Genomic DNA, 20,902 nt, shown 5'->3' on the forward strand with positions numbered 1-20,902 from the left:
AAAGTGGCGACAAAACAAGAAGATAAATAGGGTTTTCTAGCTTAATAACTATGGCTAAACAAGGCTTAGGGTTAGCGTCTTAACTCTAAAGGTCTAAAACAGGCGCGTTGATGTAAGGCAGGAGAGCTTTGTATCAACAATTCAAGAGTAGAAGGCCTGAGACAACTCTTTTCACAGTTGTTGAGAGTGAGTGGATAGGTAAGTAGACCACTCACTCAATGAATATGCTCACTTCACTGATAGCGATACGTTATCACTGCACTAAGAGAGACCGACGATATTTCCTTCATCATCAAGATCTAAGTTCATAAATGCGGGTTTATCAGGTAAGCCTGGCATCGTCATCACGGTACCAGATAATGCATAAACGAATCCTGCGCCCGCACACAAGCGCAGCTCGCGGATTGGGACGGTAAAACCAGTTGGTGCCCCTTTGACTGCGGAGTCCGTGGTTATAGATAGTGGTGTCTTCGCGATGCAAACCGCTAAGTTGTTAAAGCCTAATTGCTCAAAATGTTTGAGCTGTTCAGTCGCGATAGGAGTCATTTCTATATTGGTTGCTCCATAGCCCGCTTCACATACTGCCATGAGCTTTTCGAGTAATGATTGCTCTTTGTTGTATAACGGACAAAACTCTACAGGCGTGGTACACGCATCAATAACATGTTGAGCTAGTTCCGTTGCGCCTTGTCCGCCTTGCGAAAAAGCGGTGCTGATGGCTACTTTAACTTCGGGATTAAATTGGTGAATCAGATCTTCAAGAGCTTTAAGCTCTTTCACACAATCTTGTGGAAACTGGTTAATGGCAACGACAGCAGGTAAACCGTATTTATGAACGTTATTTATGTGCCATTTTAAATTTTCAAACCCAGCCTCCAATGCTGCTTGGTCCGGATTAAAAATGGAATCTGGAATAGCCATACCTGGTCGTAAATCGTAGTGTCCGGAATTCGCTTTGAGGCCGCGTAATGTTGCTACGATCACTACACAGTCCGGGGCTTTGTTGGCGGCAGCAGCTTTAATGTTACACGCTTTCTCAAATCCCATATCCGAACCAAAACCGGCTTCAGTTACCGTGTAACCTGACAGTTTTAGCGCAATATCGTCCGCGATAATGGATGAATTTCCATGGGCGATGTTTGCAAATGGACCTGCATGGATCAACGTAGGAACACCTTCTAGAGTTTGCATCAGTGTTGGTGCAATCGCCTCCTTTAGTGTTACTGCCATTGCTCCTGCAACTTGTAGATCTTCCGTAGTGACGGGGTTTCCGTTCAAATCGTACGCTACGACAATTTTCCCGATACGTTGGCGTAAATCTTTTAAATCTTTGGCTAGTGCAATGATAGCCATCAACTCGGAAGCCGCTGAAATATCGAACCCTTCGTCACGCTCGAAACCATTGATGGTTTTTCCTGCATCATTGAGGCCAATTTTGACTTTACGTAGTGCACGATCATTATGGTCCATCACTCGTTTCCAAGTAATACTTGCCGTGTCGATTTTAAGTGCTCTTAACCCGGTGCGTGATTCAAAGGCATCATAACCCTCGCGTTGTTCATGGAACAAGCGAGCGTCAAGAGCGGCTGAAGCAAGGTTGTGCGCCGCTGTCACTGCGTGAATGTCACCAGTAAGGTGTAAGTTTAACTCTTCCATTGGAGCTACTTGAGAATAACCGCCGCCCGCTGCGCCACCTTTAATACCGAAGACGGGTCCCATCGAAGGTTGCCTTATACATGCAATAACAGATTGATTAAGCTTTGCTAAACCTTGCGCCAGGCCTATCGTCGTAACGGTTTTTCCTTCGCCAAGAGGAGTCGGCGTGATCGCAGTGACGAGTACAAGTTTACCGTCATCATTTGCTTTGAGTCGTTCCAAACATTTTGGGTGGACTTTGGCTTTGTGCTTCCCGTGAGTGTCATACTCTTCGGGTGATAGTCCTACTTTTTCCGCGATAACATCAATAGAAGAAAGTGGTGTGTTTCGGCAGATTTCGATATCTGACTGCATGGAGAATCCCCAAAGTGGCACTCAGGTAGCGTTGAAAAACTACCTAAGTTATAACGAGTATTATTGTGAGGCAAAGGTCTGCTTGGTGATGGTACTGTTTCGGTTAGGCTTGTAAAGAGTTTACTGCTTCGTATTGTGCGACATACTAACGAAATCTACTCGTTATAGTGCTAGATAAAAACAAAAAGGCCACCAAATGGTGACCTTGATATATTTTTAGCTTTAAAGCTGTCGTTTTAACGATCCCAATAAGTCTCTTCTAAGCTATCTTCTCGTTCAGGAAGCGCTCGCGATAGGCGAGGAGAGTGCTGCGTCAACACTTCATAGCTTACTCGGTTTGCGTATTTACAGATCTGAGAAAGCGAGGAGTAGGTTAAGCATCGTACTTCGTGCTTTTCTGAGTTAGGCACTTCTTTTTGGTGGAAAGAGTTTGCTGCCATGTCATGCAGTAAGGCTGAAAGGGCTGCATCACCTGCACCGTTAGTGTTCTTAATCTCTAGTGGTCCACCAAGGTAAGGGCCGATGTGAGAGTAGACCTTCATTGGGTTTTGACAGTCTTCTTTACGCATCGCACGACTAAACTCGTACTGGTTAAAGGCTTCGAGGGAGCTTTCAAGGATGTCGTGTGTGGTTTCTCGTTTTACTTTCTCGTCGGTGTAACCAGCCATGTACAGACCATTTGGTCCTGCCGTACACAGTACGAGATCAACCCATTCAAGTGCTTTATCAGCAGCAGCTAGCGGCTCTGTTTCACCTGTTAGCGCCGCACCTTCTTCTTCATTCATAGCGACAACAGAAATGTTTTCGCGAATGTATTCTTGCCACCACTGTGCGTTACCTTCGATAACGTACTTTGTCCCTAACGTAAGTACAACAGGGACATCGTGCTTCTTAGCAAAGTCGATCGCTCTTTGTACCGCTTTAGGCATTGGATCTTCTTCTTTACCACGCATTAGGTAAGAAGAAACAACCAGGGCTGATGCTTTCTCAAAGATCTCTTCAGGAATGCTTTCCGGAAGTAGTTGATTCATATGACCTTCGTTGATAGCAAATGTACGCTCACCGTCTTGAGAAATTAGGGTGTAGCAGCGACCAATAGGGCCATCTACCGTTTGTAAATGGTTAAGGTTCATGCGTGAAGACGTACGGCAAAGGTAGCGGTAAGCAAAAGAACCGACTTGAATGTTCTTAGACATCACACCGAGCAAAACGGATTTGCTATCGGCTAAAACTGAGTAGTTGTGAAGAGTATTGCCAATCGTGTCACCTGGGTATTGGTGTGTGATCAGGCCTTGCTCAACCAGTTCTTCGTAAAGAGCATCTGCTTTGCTTTCTTCAAGAACGAGCGAATGTCCTTTACTCAGGTTGTATTTCTCTAAAAACGCGTCATCTACACGTGCTTCGATATCTACAATGGTTTGACCGACACCAACAATAGTTGGGCGATATAGCTTAGGTGCCTGTCGGATTTGGTTTACTAATGGATCTCGAGCGTGAGTTGGGAAGTAGTGTTTAGATTTACGCTGACCAGGAAACTTCATGCTTGTTCTTGAGTGAGAAAAAAAAGAGGCGGGATTGTATCACAAAAAAATGAAAATCGTGGCGATTTATTACAAAGAAGTCTGCTCGCTGAAAAAATCAGCGAGCTGAGTAAATAGCAACCAAAGCAGCTGCAATTTATGACGCTTGTCGTATTGCAATGGGTTGTTTTTTAAACTTGTTGCTCAGCAGCGCCCGGAAAGAGCCTGCTCCGCGCTAACTAAATTTACCCGCGTTACTTTTTCACTTCAGTTGGCTCAACGTAAGCCTTGGTACCCCAAAGTGGGACTGTCGAAAGGCTATGTTTAAAACTACCATCGGTCTCTTTTGTTGTATAAGACAAGTAGAGTAAGGTTTGGTTATCGGCATCATAAATACGGCGAACCTTCATTGTTTTGAAGAAAATGCTTTTTGACTTCTTAAATACAATTTCACCGGACTTACTCTTATCTATTTTTGCAATCATTTCCGGTGTGATTTCGCCAGTCTGACGACATGATATTGAGCTATCACTTGGATCTGCTAAGCTGAAATCCGCTTCGATAGAGGCGATGTGACATGTGACACCTGTTACCACCTCGTCTTTCAACTCACCGACTTTGATGTCTTTCAAAGTAAACCAACCGAGCCCCACGTCAGCAACATCGTTATCTGAACAACCAACTAGAGTAGTAGCAAGCAATGCACTTAACAGCATCTTTTTCATTATTTTTGTCCTTAACTAGGAAAGATATTGATGAAATCTATCAGAGGTTTGCACCTAAAACAAAATTTAGCCACGGAAAGGTCTATGTGCGCTAGGTTTGTTGCGGGCTTCATGCTAATGTACTGCTCTAAACGAAGGTATCAAGATGAATGAACAACAGTTAGCCAGTATCGAGCGTAAAAATACATGGCTGTATGATCTGGTCGAAGTTGAATTTCCGACACCAGAGAGTTTGAAAGGGCGCGATGTCTATTTCAAAACGCTAGAAAAAGCAACGTATCAAGTAGTCGACAAAGACACACTACTGGAAAGTGACTCTGAATTTAACCCCGACGACATTTTTCTGGTCGATTTTCATCGACTGACCATTATGTTCTCTATCTTGCAATCTCAGCGCTGGGAACAGCAGTATGATAAAGATATGATCATTGAATATCTGACACAGATTATCCTCACGCCAGATTTTGAATTATATGTTGGTTTTAAATCAGGAGTCCCAATTGGTGCTGCTATTGTTAGCCATCTCGAAGGAAATACACTCATCTCTGATGTTGCTGTTTCTGAATCAAAATACAAAAGCTCGTTTGTGGCTGATCTGGCTAAAAGACTAAGCACCGAGCAAAAACTGTTAGACTCAGTGGTTATCGAAGACTAACTTACACATCAATGTGCATAAAAAGTAAAGCAAGATGACGTTGGGTGATCTTGCTTAGAAAAACTGTAATTGCTCCCTTCTATTTCCATGAAATGCCAAGCTCGTCGTTTCAACAATCCCAAACTCAAATAAGATTAATCCAAACATTCTTAAAATCAGCTTGGGCTTGAGCCTTTAAGACGTCTGGAGATGGCTATGGCAATTACCAATATTAAGTGCGTGATATTTGACTGTGATGGTACGTTGGTCGACAGCGAAAGACTGTGTTGCCAAGCGCTCGTCAATGTATTTAACCAGCATGGGGCTGAGTTAACGATGGAAGAGTGCGTTTCTCACTTTAAAGGAGGAAAGCTCGCTGACATCCTTTTAGATACTAAAGAATTGAAAGATATCAAAGTCCCAATTGATGTTTTAGAACCGCAATACCGAGAAGAAGTCCAGTCTCTTTTTGTGCGTCACTTACAGCCGATGGATGGCGCAAAACGATTAATTCAGTTTTTGGATTCGCATAATATCGAATATTGTGTGGCGTCTAATGGACCTAAAGATAAAATTGAATACGCTTTGGAGTTAACCGGTTTACTCGATGCTTTCCGAGGGAAAGTGTTCTCGGCATTCGATGCGAATAGTTGGAAGCCTGAGCCCGATTTAATCATGTACAGTGCTATGAGCATGGGCTTTTTACCAAGTGACTGTCTTTATATTGATGACACGCCTAAAGGAGTCGAGGCGGGACTAAACGCCGGTATCAAAACGGTGCAGTTATTTAATGGTGAAGCTATCAATCGTGTTGATGACGAGCGTGTAATTCGCATCCATCATTTAGATGAATTAAAAGAGCAGCTGTGTGGCTGCTCTGTTTGACCTACTAATGGCAAACCGGACTCAAGCTGTGGATGTGCTTAAGTTTAGACTGTAGGTAAGGCGTTTGATGTAGACATTGGATAGATGAGAAGTTTTTTGTATGAAATCCACAAGCAGCGCATGTGAATTTCTCGCCATCCGATGAAATGAGATATTCATCTCCTTGGCAGAGTGGGCAGTTCAGGTTCTCTATGTCTTTTGTGTCTTTGTAATTATTCATATTGTTTTCCAGCAGCAAATTGGAATTGGCAAGATCAAGCATAGCGGAACGCTTTGTTTAAGAACATTATTTCATCCGGTACAGCGAGAACTTGAGATTCACTTCAAATATCCACTTGGATGTCGTAGAAAATATCGAAGGTAATAGTTGAACACGGTTTAAAGAAAAGGGCTCCTTAAGGAGCCCTTGTTGATCATAAGTTCCACAACCTTATGCGGTGCGGTAGCGTTGTAATATCTCACCAAGAGAAACGGAGGCTTGCGTGAGATTAGCGACGCCAGCGGTAGATTGCTCCGCCACTTCTCTGATTGTGCTTGATTGACTACGAATTTCTGAAAGTTCCGATGCAATATCGTTAGCAACTGCGCTTTGTTCTTCAGCAGATGTGGAAATCTGAATGCTCATGTCCATTAATGAGCGTGCTGACTCGGCAATAGAGGTAACATCATGGCCGATTTCATCAATAAGCTGGCTGCTGGTTTGAGCTTGCTGAACGGTTCGGTTGGTGATTGAAGCAATGTTCTGGCTCTCAATTTGAAGCTTCTCAATCATGGCTTGGATCTCTACTGTTGCCTGTTGAGTTCTGCTTGCTAATGTACGTACTTCATCGGCAACCACTGCAAATCCACGACCTTGTTCACCAGCACGGGCTGCTTCGATTGCTGCGTTTAGTGCCAACAGATTAGTTTGTTCTGAAATGGCGTTAATCGTTGTGATCACGTCATTAATCTGCGTCGTATTCTCGTTTAAATTGGTTACTGACGTAGAGGCTTGTTCAATATAGCTAGATAACGTCTCTATCTCGCCAATCACGTTTTGTACACGGCTTCTGCTTAGTTCGATCTTCTGGGCATCTTGGTCTGACTGCGTCGTTGCTTGTTGAGAAATACTTGATACCTCCTTTGCAGAGGCTGTCATTTCTTCCATTGCTGTCGCGACTGAATCAAGCGTTTGATATTGATGAGATATCTGGGTTTCACTCAACTGCATATCTTTTTCGAATGCAGAAGATGTCTCGCTCAACATCGTTGCATTATTTTTAACACTATTAACCAGTTCACTTAAGGTATCCATAGACTTGTCTAGCGCACAGCCGATGGTACCGAATTCATCTCGACCTGGATGGAAACCAAGACGAGAGGTTAAGTCACCGTCACCAATTTTTTCGGTTGTTGTATATAAAACCCACAGAGCTCCTCCGATAAACGTTGCCACCCAGTAAGAGAATAGGGCAAAAGGAATAACCCATAAGAAGCTGAGTAATAGTGACGATAGAGCTGATGATTTTAACGATTCGTATTGTGTGGACACATTTTGAGTCAGCTTAATCACTTCCCCAGAATGCAACTTGGCATAAGCGGTGACAGACCCATCGACAAAAGAACTCTCGCTTACGCGGTTCGATTTCGATACGCCGTCAATTTCTGTAGCGCGGTTTGATTGAGCATCAACGATACCAGAAAGCTTCGCTTCGCTCGCCGAGATGGCTTGCTGCTCAAATTGTTGTATTTCATTGAAGTAGCGGCTTCCAGCCACTGAAGTGAGGGCTACTAAAAATAGTAGGAATATAACCCACATTTTGTCGTTGATAGACATCTTGATAAACAGCCTGTCTATCGTTCTAAACTCAACTTCTCTCATTTAAAGCTCCATTAGAGATAAAAGATATTGACCAAATCTATTGCTATATCGAAACAAAATATGCGAAGTTAATCAGCAAAATATGTAACGAATACTAAATTTAGTTTAAGAAATGAGATCTAAGGACGCCTATAACAGTATGTTATATCTTTAAATTGACATGAATGTTGATAAAAGAGTCATTTCTCTAAAGTGTTAAGCGGATATGAAACTTAATTGCAATCGTTTACTTTTGATTGTGCTCATAGGTTTTCAAATCTTTACTTCTCGCTGTCATGAATGTGTCATATAAAGACTATAAAAAGGAGTTGCTGATGTGGATATGGCAAGAGCCAGGCCGTCAGCAAGTAAAAGCAAGAGAGCTTAAAATAAAGGAGGTCACAATGAGCGACCAATACCAAAACGATGAGAGCCTAGAGCTGCTAGATGCGCTTGAAATTGGCATTATCTTGTCGGAATACGTTGGCTCAGACAACGAAGCCGAATAGCGGAACACTCTCATCTCGTCGTAATTGACGTTATACTAGGTTCATGTCACACCAAGCCCTAGAGGCCAAAACTGGCGTCGAATGAACTTTCTAGCCCACCTGCATATCGCAGATCACAGTAACAGCCATTTGTTGGGAAACTTGCTTGGAGACTTCGTAAAAGGAGATCCAAGCAAGCTGTATGAACGCGATATCTCAAATGGCATCAGATTACATAGATTTGTTGACCGTATTACCGATCATCATCCAATCGTCAACGAATGTAAGCCTCATTTCACTGGTGTTGCGAGACGTTTTGCACCTATCGCTTTGGATATGTTTTGGGATCATTGCCTCGCAAAACACTGGAACGACTTTCATTCCGTGCCTCTCGAACACTTTGTAAAAACGGCATACGAGAGACTAAACCGAGAGGTTCATGAACATTTGCCGCCACGTTTTTTGGTGCTCCACAGCAGAATGTGGCATGGCCGATGGCTTCAATCCTATCAAGATCTAGACAATATAGAATTTGCACTACATCGGATGTCGCAAAGAAGTCCTAGAATGGCAGACTTAACCACAACATTTAAAGTGATTGAAAGTGATTACACCGAATTAGAAGAGAAGTTCTCGTCACTTTATCGAGATGTTTTGCGCCAGTCGTATGATTTTCAGCAACAGCTTAATGACTCAACTCAATGAGATAGAAAAGTAGTATGGCTTTAGGGGCTCTGGTAAACTCTGCGCTCCAAAAATAATGAGGTTACACATGTCTGTTAATTTTGCTGATTTAGGCATCGAACAAAAGCTAATCGAGACGCTAGGCAATCTAAATATCGTGACGCCAACACCAGTGCAAGAAAAGTCAATTCCACACGTCCTTGCAGGAAAAAACTTACTTGCTGCTGCACAAACTGGTACGGGAAAAACGGCTGCGTTTGGTTTACCTATCATACAAACCGTTCAGCAAAAGAAACTTAATGGCACACCTCAAGCATTGATTTTGGTTCCAACACGCGAGCTTGCACAGCAGGTATTTGATAATTTGAATCAGTACTCGGCAGAAACAGAACTTCGCATTGTGTGTGTTTATGGTGGTACAAGCATTGGCGTACAAAAGAGAAAGTTAGAAGAGGGCGCTGATATTTTGATTGCCACGCCAGGCCGCCTTTTGGATCACCTGTTTAATGGTAACGTAAACATCTCTAAAACCGGTATGCTCGTGTTAGACGAAGCCGACCGTATGTTAGATATGGGATTTTGGCCTGACTTGCAGCGCATCTTCCGACGTTTGCCTGCTGAGAAACAGATCCTATTGTTCTCTGCGACATTTGAGAAGCGAATCAAAACTATTGCGTATAAACTCATGGAATCGCCAGTTGAAGTCGAAGTTTCACCAGCAAATACGACTGCTGAAACGGTAACACAAATGGTTTATCCAGTGGATAAAAAACGGAAACGTGAATTGCTAGCGTACTTAATTGGCTCGCGGAATTGGCAGCAAGTGCTTGTATTTACAAAAACGAAGCAAGGTAGTGATGAGTTAGCGAAAGAGCTCAAGTTAGATGGCATCAAAGCGGTTTCTATCAACGGCGATAAATCACAAGGCGCCCGCCAAAGAGCTTTGGATGAATTTAAACAAGGTAAGGTGCGTGCTTTGATTGCAACCGATGTGGCAGCACGAGGGTTAGATATTCAAGAGCTAGAACAAGTCGTGAACTTTGATATGCCATTCAAAGCAGAAGATTATGTCCATCGAATTGGCCGCACTGGAAGAGCAGGAAAGTCAGGTTTGGCGGTTTCTCTGATGAGTAGAGATGAGGAGTACTTGTTGCAAGCTATCGAGAACCTGCTTGATCAACGCTTACCCCAAGAATGGCTGGCAGGTTTCGAACCAAGTCTTGTAGAAGAAGTTGAGCCTGAACAAAATGGGGGTGGGCGCCGTCGTAGTCGTTCATCAGAGAAGCGTAAGCTAAAAGCAAAATTGGCGATTCATAAGAATCGTGGTAAATCACGTAGCTCTCGCTAAACCGCGCAAACTTTTGTTCTTACATAATCAGGCTGTTTTTGCCTCTTCATAGACGTCTAACGTTTGGGGGATAGCAAGTAGGTACCCTTGATACATATCGAAACCGAGCTTTTTCATTAAGCGAAGTTGATGCTCGGTTTCAATTCCTTCGATAACGGTTTTAGAGCATAACGCTTTTGCGAGTGATAATGCATCGTTAAGCGCTTTAAATTCACCGTTTTCATACCTTAGCAATAAAGAGCGATCCATCTTGATTATATCTGGGCAAACGCTTCTCACTCGCTCAGTTGTCGATGCATTGACGCCATAATCGTCAATCGCTAATTTAAATCCTTCAAGACTTAACTCCCGAGCAGCTTGAGACAAAGAGAGTTCATCCTCCACCTTCAATTCAAGTAACTCCATGACGATTTGTTCATTCATCAAATGCGATTCATAAATGGTTTGTTTTAGCAGTCGGTTATAAGTGATGTCTTTGACTAGTATCTCTGCCGCTACCGGTAATACATTGAGAAACAATTGTTTTGTGTGAAAGCGAGACTGAGAGAAATTTTTGATATGGATTAGGCGACTTAAGCGTTCAACATTGAGCAAATCTTGAGTGGGAGTCGCTTTGGATTGGAAAAACTGATCTGGCCTAACCATAGTGCCATTAGCATTGCTAATTCTTACCAGTGCTTCAAGGCCAACGATGGAAATATCGTTCTTATATATGGGTTGAAAGACACTGCGGAGAGTGAAGTTCGCGTATTTCGCAATATACTGCCCGTCGGCTTCTTTCCGGATGCAACTAAGTAGTTGCGAGATGTTCATCATTGTTACCACAACCTAAATCAATGTCTCAACATCAGCGTTATCGCGCTAATTTTTCTATTTCATTGGCAATGAATCTAAGTGTGCTCATTAACTCAAGCAAGAACGATGGTAATGGATGGGTAGTTTTGTCGAGTGATATCAAACAAATTGATGAAATAATTGATAATCTCAGCACTTCAATTTGATGCTACCATTGCAGTACGGCATACAACTGCAAATATTTTCTGACTAACTGCTGTTTGTTCGAACGCCGTAAAGGATGCCCAAACTTAATGTAACAAGGGCTAATACCGAATCGAGTGTCCAAAGATTGCGTGAGTTGCGACTCGCTGGTGTACAGTGTGATTCCTTGTTCTGTGTATTCGTTGATCTGATCGGGTAGTTCCCCCATCCACCAATGAAGCAATTCTCGGCTCGTTTTGCTGCGACTTATCCAATGATCGCAAACCAAAAAGAGTAGGTCATTAGGCTGTAAGGCATAACCATATTCACTCTGCCATTCCGTAATTGATGAGAGTAAGTTTTCCCGGCAAGATTTTCCGGCACTGACCATATGGTGACTCAGAACCCAGACAGTGCCAATGTCGGATGAAATTCGATAGTGATGGGGAAGGTCTGGAGAATCCAACACTTCGATTGGCTTTATCACGCAGTTGTATCCAAAGTGACGAAAAGTATGTTCCATCCTTCTTGAAAAAGCGAGACCAAGATGATGCTCACTCATGCCTTGGTTATGCACCGCAGGGTAATGCTTTTCACACAGCTTAAGACAGTCGTCTTGAAAATCATTAACACTTTGAATAACTAGGTCGAGTAGCAAAGAATATCCCTTAATAATTACAAAACGAACTGCAAAAGGTTAGCATAGTCTTTTGAGAATAGACTAATTTACTTCGGCAACTTCTTGATCTAAACACCAAATTTCTCACAAATGACCGTGTCTAATCTTTAATAGAGCAACACGAAAGAAGCAGAAGTTGAACAAAAATTTGAAAGGGAAAAAATGATAAAGCTAGAACGCGCACAAAAAGAGGCGTTGGCCACCGCCATTCAAGATTACATGCAAGACGAGCTAGATGTTGAAATTGGCCAGTTCGATAGTGAGTTTCTAATTGATTTTATTACAGAAAAACTAGGGCCAATTTATTATAACAAGGGTGTTGAAGATGCTAAGTTACTGGTTGAACGCAGAATGTTAGAAGTTTCCGAAGAGCTGTATGAGATAGAACAAGAAGTTAAGCTGTAAGTTTCAGTTTTACAAACGATTTAAAGTTCCTTCAAAAAATTCGAACAACTTGATAGATACGGTACCATTGGCTGGATGTAAATGATGGTAAATAATCTGTTTCATATGACGTAAATAGGTTAATGTAGTGTTTCTTGCTCAGCATTAACTTAGGAATATATCTAGGAACTTGAGATGGATACACTGGTAAAGAATTACAACCTTACTGCACGCGTGATGCATTGGTTATCAGCGCTGTGCATTATTGGTCTATTTGCAGTGGGTTTGTGGATGGTCGACCTTAGCTATTACAGCGAATGGTATCGAACTGCGCCGCATTACCATCGCTCTGTCGGTATTTTACTCGCTATTTTAACTTTGGCACGCATCGTATGGAAACATGTGACGGCGTCACCAAAGGTAGAAGGCAAACGTTACGAAGTGCTTGCTGCTAAAGCAGCGCATGGTGTCATGTACCTACTATTGATCACCATCTTTGTTTCAGGTTACCTCATTTCAACGTCTGATGGACGCGGCATCGAAGTGTTTAATTGGTTCACCGTGCCAGGAGCGGGAGAGTTATTCCCAGGCCAATCAGATATTGCAGGTGAGATTCACTTCTATGCAGCTTGGGCAGTCATCCTGATTGCAGGCTTACATGCTATTGCTGCACTAAAACACCACTTTATCGATAAAGACAACACATTAAGAAAAATGTTAGGAGCTTCAAAATGAAAAAGTCACTTTTCGCTACAGGATTAGCTATCGCTATGGCACTGCCATTTGGTGCGCAAGCTGCAGATTATGTCATCGATACCAAAGGTGCTCACGCTTCAATCAACTTTAAAGTTAGCCACTTGGGTTACAGTTTCATCAAAGGTCGTTTCAATACATTTTCTGGTGACTTTTCTTTTGATGAAAACAACATTGCTGACTCAAAAGTAAATGTTGTTGTTGATACAACCAGCCTAGATTCAAACCATGCTGAACGTGACAAACACATTCGTAGTGGTGACTTCATCGATGCTGGTAAATACAGTGAAGCAACCTTTACGAGCACAAAAGTGGTTGATAAAGGCAATGGCAAACTAGATGTAACTGGTGATCTAACGCTACACGGTGTTACTAAGCCTATTACTATTGAGGCTGAATTCGTTGGTGCTGGCAGTGACCCATGGGGCGGCGAGCGCGCTGGCTTTGTTGGCAACACTCGCCTAGAGCTTGCTGACTTTGACATCCCAGTAATGGGTGCTTCAAGCTACGTCGATATGGAACTTCATATCGAAGGTATTAAGAAGTAATTAGTTCCTTTTAGATACACTAAAAGCGCTCTTCACTTGAAGAGCGCTTTTTTATTATCTTAATCACATCACTAACATCGATAAACCAGTCAGTGATAGCGATTGAAAGCCAATAGACGTTGTAAATGTTTAGCGAATTACGCTGTTTCTAACTCACTTTTTTCCACTAGGTTTAAACGCTCACCAAAAATCGGGCGTAGTGCTTTTAATACTTCAGTACGAGTAACCACCCCGACCATCTGCCCATTTTCAAGCACAGGAAGCACTTGTGGCTTACTTACTTTGATACTTTTAGCGCGTTCTTCGAGAGACAAAGACGTCAAGCGAGTGGCAATACCCATACTGCTCGCTGGGTACAACTGCTCTTTATCGATACATAGGAATTCCACAACATCAACGAGGCGATCACCAGCGTCAATTGCGACCACATCTCGGCTCATGATGTCGACGACTTTTTGGTCTTTCACCGGAATGTAGTCCTCACACCATAGTTCTACCATCACATCGTGAGCAGAGAAGAAGCCAACTAATCGATTTTGTACGTCTACAACAGGTGCGCTAGTTACGTTGTTATCAAGTAACACATCCAGCGCGGCTGCAATTGGCGTTTCTGCACGAATGGTGACTGGTTTTGGGTTCATAATGTCTTTAACAAAAGAGGCATTTTTCATGGTGAAATCCTTAACTGACGACAGTGTTGTAGTTGTAGTGATAGAAGAAATATTCGCTGCTTTTAGTTCTGGTCGGCGAAAAATACACCAGTTTGAAAGGCCAACTAATACCGCTCCGCCGACGATGTTGCCAAGCGTGACAGGAATTAAGTTAGCGGTAATAAAGTGGCTAATGTTTAGGTCTGCGTATTGTGACGCAGGCATACCGACAGATGCCCAAAAAGATTCAGGTGCAAAATTCGCGATAACAATACCAAGTGGAACCATAAACATGTTCGCAACACAGTGCTCAAAACCGCTGCTGACAAACATTGCCACAGGCAAAATTGTCATTGCTGCTTTTGTCATTGCATTTGCAGAACTAAATGTTAGCCAAATCGCTAGGCAGACCAATAGGTTACAGAGAATGCCGAGTGCAAACGCTTGAATGAGAGTGTGGTGAAGTTTGTGTTGTGCGATGTTAAGCGCATTTAATCCCCATTGACCGCTATCCATCTGATAAAGACCAGCAGCAGTAACCAGCGCAAGTAGGAACATCGCACCAATAAAGTTACCAACGTAAACTTTGCCCCAGATCGAAAGCATCTTACCGAACGAGATTTGCTTATTGGCCCAAGAAATACTGGATAGGACGGAGCTGGTAAATAATTCACCACCGCAGATCACTATGAGGATCAATCCCATGCTAAATGCGAGTCCACCAGCTAGGCGGCTCAAGCCCCAACCAGCGCCCGTACTGCCGGTGGTCACCGTGATGTAAAACAAGAATGCTAACCCGATGAACGCGCCGGCCATAATCGCGAGGCTTAATGTCATACTGCTGGTTTTGTTTGCCTTACTTAACGCAAATTTTTCCGCTTCAACCATCATCTCTTTTGGAGAAAAATACTGGTGATTTTGAGAACTGGTCACCGCCATATTGACTCCTTAATTTGTAATCGCATAAAAAATCCTTGGTTATTAACTCAAAAATGAAATTGTTGTTTTTATTAAGAGCCTCAATGACTTCGGTTTCAAAACCATTGAGGCTTGCGGTGTTCCCGAACCGCGTACTCAGAATAGGGAGAACGGTTAGTAAGGTAAAATTGATAATATTTAGAAACCTCATCAAATTAATTGATAACTTTACGGGGCTAGGTAAAATGAACTCTATTGCTTATTGGGGCATGCTTTAACAATTGTGGGGATTGGGAAATACCCACTAATAATGGAGGACACTTTGCGCTACTCACTTAAGCAATTAGCGGTTTTCGACGCAGTTGCAGATACCGGCAGTGTAAGCCAAGCCGCAGAAAAATTGGCTTTAACACAATCAGCGACGAGTATGTCGCTTGCGCAATTAGAGAAGATGCTTGGCAGGCCGTTGTTTGAGAGGCAAGGCAAGCAAATGGCGTTAACCCATTGGGGGATGTGGTTACGACCAAAAGCAAAACGCTTGCTACAAGATGCATTGCAGATTGAAATGGGCTTCTATGAGCAACATTTATTGAGCGGTGAGATTCGTATGGGAGCTAGTCAAACCCCAGCAGAGCACTTAGTTCCCGACCTTATCAGTATCATTGATAATGACTTTCCAGAAATGCGTATTTCCCTCGGTGTACAAAGTACAAAAGGGGTGATTGATGGGGTATTAGATTACAAGTATGACTTAGGGATTATTGAAGGGCGCTGTGATGATAACCGTTTACACCAAGAAGTATGGTGTCGTGATCATCTTACTGTTGTCGCAGCTTCTCATCATCCTTTTGCGCGTAATCAGTCTGTTAGCCTTGCGCAGTTAGAGCAAGCGAAGTGGGTACTAAGAGAGCATGGCTCTGGCACACGAAAAACATTTGATAGTTCCATTCACCACCTTATTGAAGATTTGGATGTGTGGCGCGAGTATGAACACGTTCCGGTGTTACGTAGTTTAGTTGCTAATGGTCAGTACCTTACTTGCTTACCGTATTTAGATGTAGAGCGATATATAGAAGCAGGTCATCTTGTGGCATTAAATGTACCTGAGTTAAAAATGGAAAGGACGCTTTCATTTATATGGCGCTCAGATATGGCAGAAAACCCATTAGTCGACTGCATTAAAAGAGAGGGACTGCGAATGATGAAAGGGAAGCCTTCAGTTCTTTAAAGGTTGATTAAACATGCCTACGAGATGAGTTGGGTTTATTCCCTAAATCTGTTGATTTATCGGTTGCGTCAAACTTTTAATGTAAATTGTGAAAATAATAATATCTTATTGTGATCAATATCACCGATAAGCTGAGCTGATGTATCTAACATGTGTCCTTGATTTCAATGTATGAAGGCAGTTATTGAACCATATAGGTACGATAATAGCCGAGCAGGTATGACTACCATGACGACACTTTTAGCTATTTCTATCACTACTGGAATTTTATCTGGCGTATGGGGTTGGATCGCCATCTCTTTAGGTTTGCTTTCTTGGGCTGGTTTTTTAGGTTGCACGAGCTACTTTGCAGCGCCAACGAGCGGATTGAAAGGACTAGGTATCAGCTTAATCACCAATATGACAGGCGTATTCTGGGCAATGGTAATTATTCACGGTTCCACTTACGTGGGGTTGGAAATTATTGGCTATGTGATTACCGCTATTGTGGCATTCTTCATGTGTATTCAAGCTAAACAGGCTTGGCTCGCGTACATCCCTGGTACTTTTATTGGTTCATGCGCAACATTTGCGGCTGACGGAAACTGGCAACTAGTCATTCCATCGTTGTTGCTAGGTGGTGTGTTTGGCTATCTAATGAAAGCGACAGGGCTATGGTTGCATACGAAATCAACCGCTACTTCTTCTTCGCTTGCTGAGCAAGCACAGTAGTGAACCCCCGATCTTATTGGTATCCACTGTGTATTGAGTTTTATCCCTCTCAATACCCTTAATCAAAATTAATGATGTTTGATACAAGCACACCAAATTGGTGTGCTTTTTTTGTATTACAAGACAATACGCTGAGTGTAAAATACGCCTAACTCATGTATTGCCGTTGGCCATGGTAACAACGCGTTTAAGTGTCCAGCGCAGAAGAACAGGAATACACTCCATGCCTTTCTCTTCACAATGAGAAACAATAGCCAAAGCTAAGTCCGGTTTTGCATGTTTTTTCAAAACACGATTTACGACTTTTTTAGCAGGGATAGGGTGGTCATGAGGAACTTTGATGATGTCCTTAAAGAAAAGTTCAAAACCATTGTTGTACAGAAAGTGCTCGATGTCTCGGTCGGGTAACTCCGTAAGTCGATGCCTTTCCTGATCATGGTCGAGCTGTGCTCGCACTGCATGCGCGTACTTTTTCCCTGCTGGGTCGCCATCGGTAACGACATGCCAATCAATACCAAACTCTTTTGCTACTTTGATGAGTGATTTTAGACCTGATTGAGCAAACTCAACGATTTGAACCCCTTCGGCAGCCAAGTCATACCCGCATTGACGAGCCAGTTCATGAAAAAGCCAAACTTCGGTTTCGCCTTCAACAAGTAACCAGCACCGCGCAAATAATGCTCCTGAACGATGAAAACGAATATGGAAACCAATTCGGCGCAACTCGTCTCGACCAAACTTTGTTGAGTTTAAACTCTTAGCGATGGTTCTGTCTGATAACCGAATTAAACGTCGGATTGAATACAGTGGAACAGAACCAAGTAACGTGCCACTGTTGGTGGTTAATATCTTTTGCATTGGCAACAATTGCAATAAGGACCACGCTCTCGCTAGATGAGTTGGATGCAGTCGACCTTCTGGATCTTCAATGATCAGTATTGGTCTCGCACAGCGCCTTAAATCGGTGGGACCCTTAGCTTGAAGATAGGCATTGAGTAACCCCATTAAAAGCAAGCGGCTTTGTTTGTCATTGGTTTCTTTCAAGAACTGACTCAAGCCTTTATCAGAGGAAGGGCTTGTATAGAAAAGACCATCACGAGGTTTGCGTGGGTTGCCTTTACTGACACTTCTGAACGCGAAATAGTGTTCAACAAGCGTTTGCATTGAGTCGAGGCTACTACGAATCTCACCTTTATTCACATGGCCAGGCATAGCCAATAAGCGTCGACAGGTGTTGTTGATTCGTTTTTCAATCCGAGCATTTTTACCATCGCCGTTGACATGGTTTAAATCTGGGAAGCGTCGGGAGTCACGTAGTCGGATTACAGGGTGAAGTGTCATTAACTCAATAGCGAGTTTCTCTGAGTGGTGAAGTTTTTTGGGTTTGCCGTTATGATCCAAAAACGCGTACTTTGTATTAATGTCGTGCTCATCGCGAGACGCACTAATACGATAGTAAATGACTTGCTCACCATCTTCGTTGGTGCACCATGTAGGCTTTATGCGTCTGTAGCGTCCCGCTTTTACTTCGTTTTTATCCTGTGCTTTAAAACAAACAATGATCTGTAAGTGTTGTGTTTGTGGATGAGAAATTGAGTAGTCAACGTGAAAATCTTTCAGTTTGAATTGATACAATGAGCCATTGGCAGGTAGTGCGATGGAAAGGGCATCGAGCAATGATGATTTGCCCCACGTGTTTTCACCGATAAGCGTGGTGAGTTCGTCAAAAGAGAGTGAAAGGCGTTTGATGCCTCTAAACCCGGAGATTTCGATGCGTTCTAGTCTCATCTCAATCCTCCTTGCAATTATTTGAATTATCGAGAGTTATTTTGCTACTCCTAAGCATATATGAATTCGGAATTTTTGAGTTAAGCTCAGTTCACAAAATTACGAGAGCCTCTTACTGAATAGAGACCGTTACAAGCGAGGCTTGCTTTCAAAGCTGGGGGACAGCATCGTGATCACTTAAACATGAAATCCTAAATCGCAGTTTCATAAAATTCATGATTCTGTCATGATTCACTTCTTATTATTATAAGGAATGAAAAAAGAGAAGATGAAGATGAATAACAATCATAAGCCAGTGAGAATCAAACTGGCACACATCAATGACACACATTCCTACTTTGAACCAACGTCATTACAGTTAAAGCTTAAGATAAACAATGAACTCACGCTAGAACCCTATGTCAGTGCTGGCGGCTTTTCTCGTATCGCAACCCGAGTCGAGCAGTTAAGAGATGATGCTCAGCGCCAAGGTCATGGGATGTTGTTCCTCCATGCCGGAGATTGCTTCCAAGGCACGCTGTATTTCTCACTATTTAAAGGCAAAGCCAATGCCGACTTATTGAACGCATTAAAGATTGATGCAATGGCGTTAGGTAACCATGAATTAGATATGGGGAATGAGCCAGTTGCATTGTTTTGCCAACGTACTCAGTTCCCATTGCTTGCTGGCAACTGGGATTTATCCAATGAATCACTTAAAAAACCTCACCGTATCAGTGATTGCAAGGATATATATAGTTACCAACCGGATACACAGAGCGCTCAATACATTGTTAAAGAATTCCATGGTGAGCGGGTCGCGATTTTCGGATTATCCATAGATAAAATGAGCGACATCGCAAACCCTGATGCAGACACGCCTTTTCACTCAGCAATTGAAACCGCCAAGGCGACCGTAAAACAAATCCATTCATCAGGTATAAAAAATATTATTCTTCTGAGCCACTTAGGTTATGAAGGTGATTTAGAGTTAGCTGAGCAAGTCGCAGGTATTGGTATAATTGTTGGTGGACACAGCCACCGGTTGCAAGGTGATTTTTCATCAATAGGGTTAGGACAAGACGATCCCTACGGTATCAAAATTAATGATACCTATGTGGTGCAAGCGGGTTTCCATGCTTTGACAATGGGGCACTGCGTCATTGAGTTTGATGAACACGGTAAAGCAACGATGTTGAGTGGACAAAATGAACTGTTGCTTGGCCGGCGTATTTTTTGGGACTCGACGCTAAACCAACAGCTCGACCAAGGTGTATTCGAAACCGCGTGCGACTTCATCCATGGTCAACCGAATGTCGTGGTTTGTAAGAAACACCCGGAAACTCAAGCTATCCTGAGCGATAAATATATTCCTCAGGTCAGGCAGTTACAGTCACAAGTCATTGCTAGTGTTGACACCAAAAAGCGTCATGTGAGAATTCCCGATGAATTTGGTGAGAGTGAGTTGGCTTCCTCCGTTGCCCGCTCATTTCTGCACTGTTTAAACAAACGTGGATATGACGTTCAATTTGCAATTCATAATGCGGGTGGCGTGCGAACCTCTTTGAACCCTGGCAACATCACAGTGGCAGACATTGCCGGACGACTGTTGCCTTTTGCCGTTCCTATCGGCTTTTACGATGTAAAAGGCAGCGCTATTCGCCGTGCACTTGAAGGCGCGATAAATAATGCACTCAACAATGGCGTAGAAGGCACTGGATCTGGCAGTTATCCGTACACTTACAATTTAAACTTCGAGTACCACGCAGATGCCCCAAAAGGTGAAAGAGTTCAATCATTAGTGATTTTTGATGGCAAACAATGGGTTGGTGTTCAAGATGATGTTTGGTATCGAGGGACTTCTTCTGCCTATACGATGAAAGGGAAAGAGGGGTACGACGCATTGCAGGAGATGAAAGGAGAAGGACGTGTGACCAGTTTGTCCATGGCTGATTGTTTTATTGAACTCCTGACCGATGAGCCAAACTGTTTGAATCAAAGTCACAAACTTTACACAAAGCGACGTCGATAATAGATACTGGTATTGATTTTGCTGCTCTCCACTTACTACATGGGTTGATGAGGATGGCAGTATGTGGAATAAAGATTGGGCAGATACGGCAGTCGTGGTTGCCTGGATCGCAATTTGGTC

The 20,902-nt window shown here is 42.9% G+C and carries 19 protein-coding genes; 11 read left to right on the forward strand and 8 right to left on the reverse strand.

The annotated features are described in order from the left end of the window. Window positions 1-261 precede the first annotated feature (261 nt). The 3 genes from KI742_RS04345 to KI742_RS04355 form a co-directional block, all read right to left on the reverse strand. The gene (locus tag KI742_RS04345) at window positions 262-2,010 is read right to left on the reverse strand and encodes a formate--tetrahydrofolate ligase (RefSeq protein ID WP_285384846.1); all 1,749 of its coding nucleotides are present in this window, start codon (window positions 2,008-2,010) and stop codon (window positions 262-264) included. 236 nt (window positions 2,011-2,246) lie between these two features. Continuing rightward, on the reverse strand, window positions 2,247-3,551 hold the full coding sequence (locus KI742_RS04350) for an inosine/guanosine kinase (RefSeq protein ID WP_005376376.1): 1,305 nt from the start codon (window positions 3,549-3,551) through the stop codon (window positions 2,247-2,249). A 233-nt stretch (window positions 3,552-3,784) separates the two neighbouring features. Then, complete coding sequence (locus KI742_RS04355; protein ID WP_005397614.1) at window positions 3,785-4,255, reverse strand: CreA family protein; 471 nt, start codon at window positions 4,253-4,255, stop codon at window positions 3,785-3,787. Window positions 4,256-4,400: 145 nt separating this feature from the next. Here KI742_RS04355 and KI742_RS04360 point away from each other — a divergent pair, with 145 nt between their 5' ends. Beyond that, a complete protein-coding gene (locus KI742_RS04360; RefSeq protein ID WP_005386088.1) occupies window positions 4,401-4,910 on the forward strand; it encodes a hypothetical protein in 510 nt (169 codons plus the stop codon). Between the two features lie 195 nt (window positions 4,911-5,105). Continuing rightward, window positions 5,106-5,774 carry an HAD-IA family hydrolase gene (locus tag KI742_RS04365; RefSeq protein ID WP_047103569.1) on the forward strand — a complete coding sequence of 223 codons (669 nt, stop codon included), beginning with the start codon at window positions 5,106-5,108 and terminating at the stop codon, window positions 5,772-5,774. Window positions 5,775-6,204: 430 nt separating this feature from the next. Here the strand turns inward: KI742_RS04365 and KI742_RS04370 are convergent, their stop codons facing one another. Beyond that, the gene (locus KI742_RS04370; RefSeq protein WP_005376380.1) at window positions 6,205-7,635 is read right to left on the reverse strand and encodes a methyl-accepting chemotaxis protein; all 1,431 of its coding nucleotides are present in this window, start codon (window positions 7,633-7,635) and stop codon (window positions 6,205-6,207) included. A gap of 314 nt (window positions 7,636-7,949) precedes the next feature. Between KI742_RS04370 and KI742_RS04375 the strand changes: the two genes are divergently transcribed. The 3 genes from KI742_RS04375 (at window position 7,950) to KI742_RS04385 (ending at window position 10,134) form a co-directional block, all read left to right on the forward strand. Beyond that, window positions 7,950-8,123: a hypothetical protein gene (locus tag KI742_RS04375; RefSeq protein ID WP_017820948.1), complete on the forward strand. Its 174-nt coding sequence runs from the start codon at window positions 7,950-7,952 to the stop codon at window positions 8,121-8,123. Between the two features lie 81 nt (window positions 8,124-8,204). Beyond that, on the forward strand, window positions 8,205-8,807 hold the full coding sequence (locus KI742_RS04380; RefSeq protein WP_285384847.1) for an ACP phosphodiesterase: 603 nt from the start codon (window positions 8,205-8,207) through the stop codon (window positions 8,805-8,807). A 67-nt stretch (window positions 8,808-8,874) separates the two neighbouring features. After that, window positions 8,875-10,134, forward strand: coding sequence for a DEAD/DEAH box helicase (locus KI742_RS04385; protein ID WP_005376383.1), 1,260 nt, complete (start codon window positions 8,875-8,877; stop codon window positions 10,132-10,134). Between the two features lie 27 nt (window positions 10,135-10,161). Here the strand turns inward: KI742_RS04385 and KI742_RS04390 are convergent, their stop codons facing one another. Beyond that, window positions 10,162-10,950 carry an EAL domain-containing protein gene (locus KI742_RS04390; protein WP_262606750.1) on the reverse strand — a complete coding sequence of 263 codons (789 nt, stop codon included), beginning with the start codon at window positions 10,948-10,950 and terminating at the stop codon, window positions 10,162-10,164. Window positions 10,951-11,137: 187 nt separating this feature from the next. Then, window positions 11,138-11,770: a hypothetical protein gene (locus KI742_RS04395; RefSeq protein ID WP_005376385.1), complete on the reverse strand. Its 633-nt coding sequence runs from the start codon at window positions 11,768-11,770 to the stop codon at window positions 11,138-11,140. A 183-nt stretch (window positions 11,771-11,953) separates the two neighbouring features. On the opposite strand from KI742_RS04395, the gene KI742_RS04400 reads away from it, so the two are divergent. The 3 genes from KI742_RS04400 to KI742_RS04410 all read left to right on the forward strand — a co-directional run bounded on the left by KI742_RS04400 (window position 11,954) and on the right by KI742_RS04410 (window position 13,476). Continuing rightward, on the forward strand, window positions 11,954-12,196 hold the full coding sequence (locus tag KI742_RS04400; protein WP_005390155.1) for a DUF2164 domain-containing protein: 243 nt from the start codon (window positions 11,954-11,956) through the stop codon (window positions 12,194-12,196). Window positions 12,197-12,370: 174 nt separating this feature from the next. Beyond that, the gene (locus tag KI742_RS04405; RefSeq protein WP_025767789.1) at window positions 12,371-12,910 is read left to right on the forward strand and encodes a cytochrome b; all 540 of its coding nucleotides are present in this window, start codon (window positions 12,371-12,373) and stop codon (window positions 12,908-12,910) included. Then, window positions 12,907-13,476 carry a YceI family protein gene (locus KI742_RS04410; RefSeq protein WP_017634178.1) on the forward strand — a complete coding sequence of 190 codons (570 nt, stop codon included), beginning with the start codon at window positions 12,907-12,909 and terminating at the stop codon, window positions 13,474-13,476. Before KI742_RS04405 ends, KI742_RS04410 begins: the two co-directional genes overlap by 4 nt. A 137-nt stretch (window positions 13,477-13,613) precedes the next feature. Here KI742_RS04410 and focA read toward each other — a convergent pair whose 3' ends face one another. Beyond that, the gene (gene focA, locus KI742_RS04415; protein ID WP_285384851.1) at window positions 13,614-15,065 is read right to left on the reverse strand and encodes a formate transporter FocA; all 1,452 of its coding nucleotides are present in this window, start codon (window positions 15,063-15,065) and stop codon (window positions 13,614-13,616) included. Between the two features lie 301 nt (window positions 15,066-15,366). Here focA and KI742_RS04420 point away from each other — a divergent pair, with 301 nt between their 5' ends. Further along, the gene (locus KI742_RS04420) at window positions 15,367-16,272 is read left to right on the forward strand and encodes a LysR substrate-binding domain-containing protein (RefSeq protein ID WP_005376369.1); all 906 of its coding nucleotides are present in this window, start codon (window positions 15,367-15,369) and stop codon (window positions 16,270-16,272) included. Window positions 16,273-16,500: 228 nt separating this feature from the next. Next, on the forward strand, window positions 16,501-16,983 hold the full coding sequence (locus KI742_RS04425; RefSeq protein ID WP_017634175.1) for a DUF1097 domain-containing protein: 483 nt from the start codon (window positions 16,501-16,503) through the stop codon (window positions 16,981-16,983). A gap of 153 nt (window positions 16,984-17,136) precedes the next feature. Here KI742_RS04425 and KI742_RS04430 read toward each other — a convergent pair whose 3' ends face one another. Next, a complete protein-coding gene (locus KI742_RS04430; RefSeq protein ID WP_213987057.1) occupies window positions 17,137-18,771 on the reverse strand; it encodes an ATP-dependent endonuclease in 1,635 nt (544 codons plus the stop codon). Between the two features lie 268 nt (window positions 18,772-19,039). Here KI742_RS04430 and KI742_RS04435 point away from each other — a divergent pair, with 268 nt between their 5' ends. Continuing rightward, on the forward strand, window positions 19,040-20,782 hold the full coding sequence (locus tag KI742_RS04435) for a bifunctional UDP-sugar hydrolase/5'-nucleotidase (protein ID WP_086013033.1): 1,743 nt from the start codon (window positions 19,040-19,042) through the stop codon (window positions 20,780-20,782). Window positions 20,783-20,902 lie beyond the last annotated feature (120 nt).

The sequence above is a fragment of the Vibrio sp. D417a genome (assembly GCF_030248595.1).
Taxonomy (GTDB): Bacteria; Pseudomonadota; Gammaproteobacteria; order Enterobacterales; family Vibrionaceae; genus Vibrio; species Vibrio alginolyticus.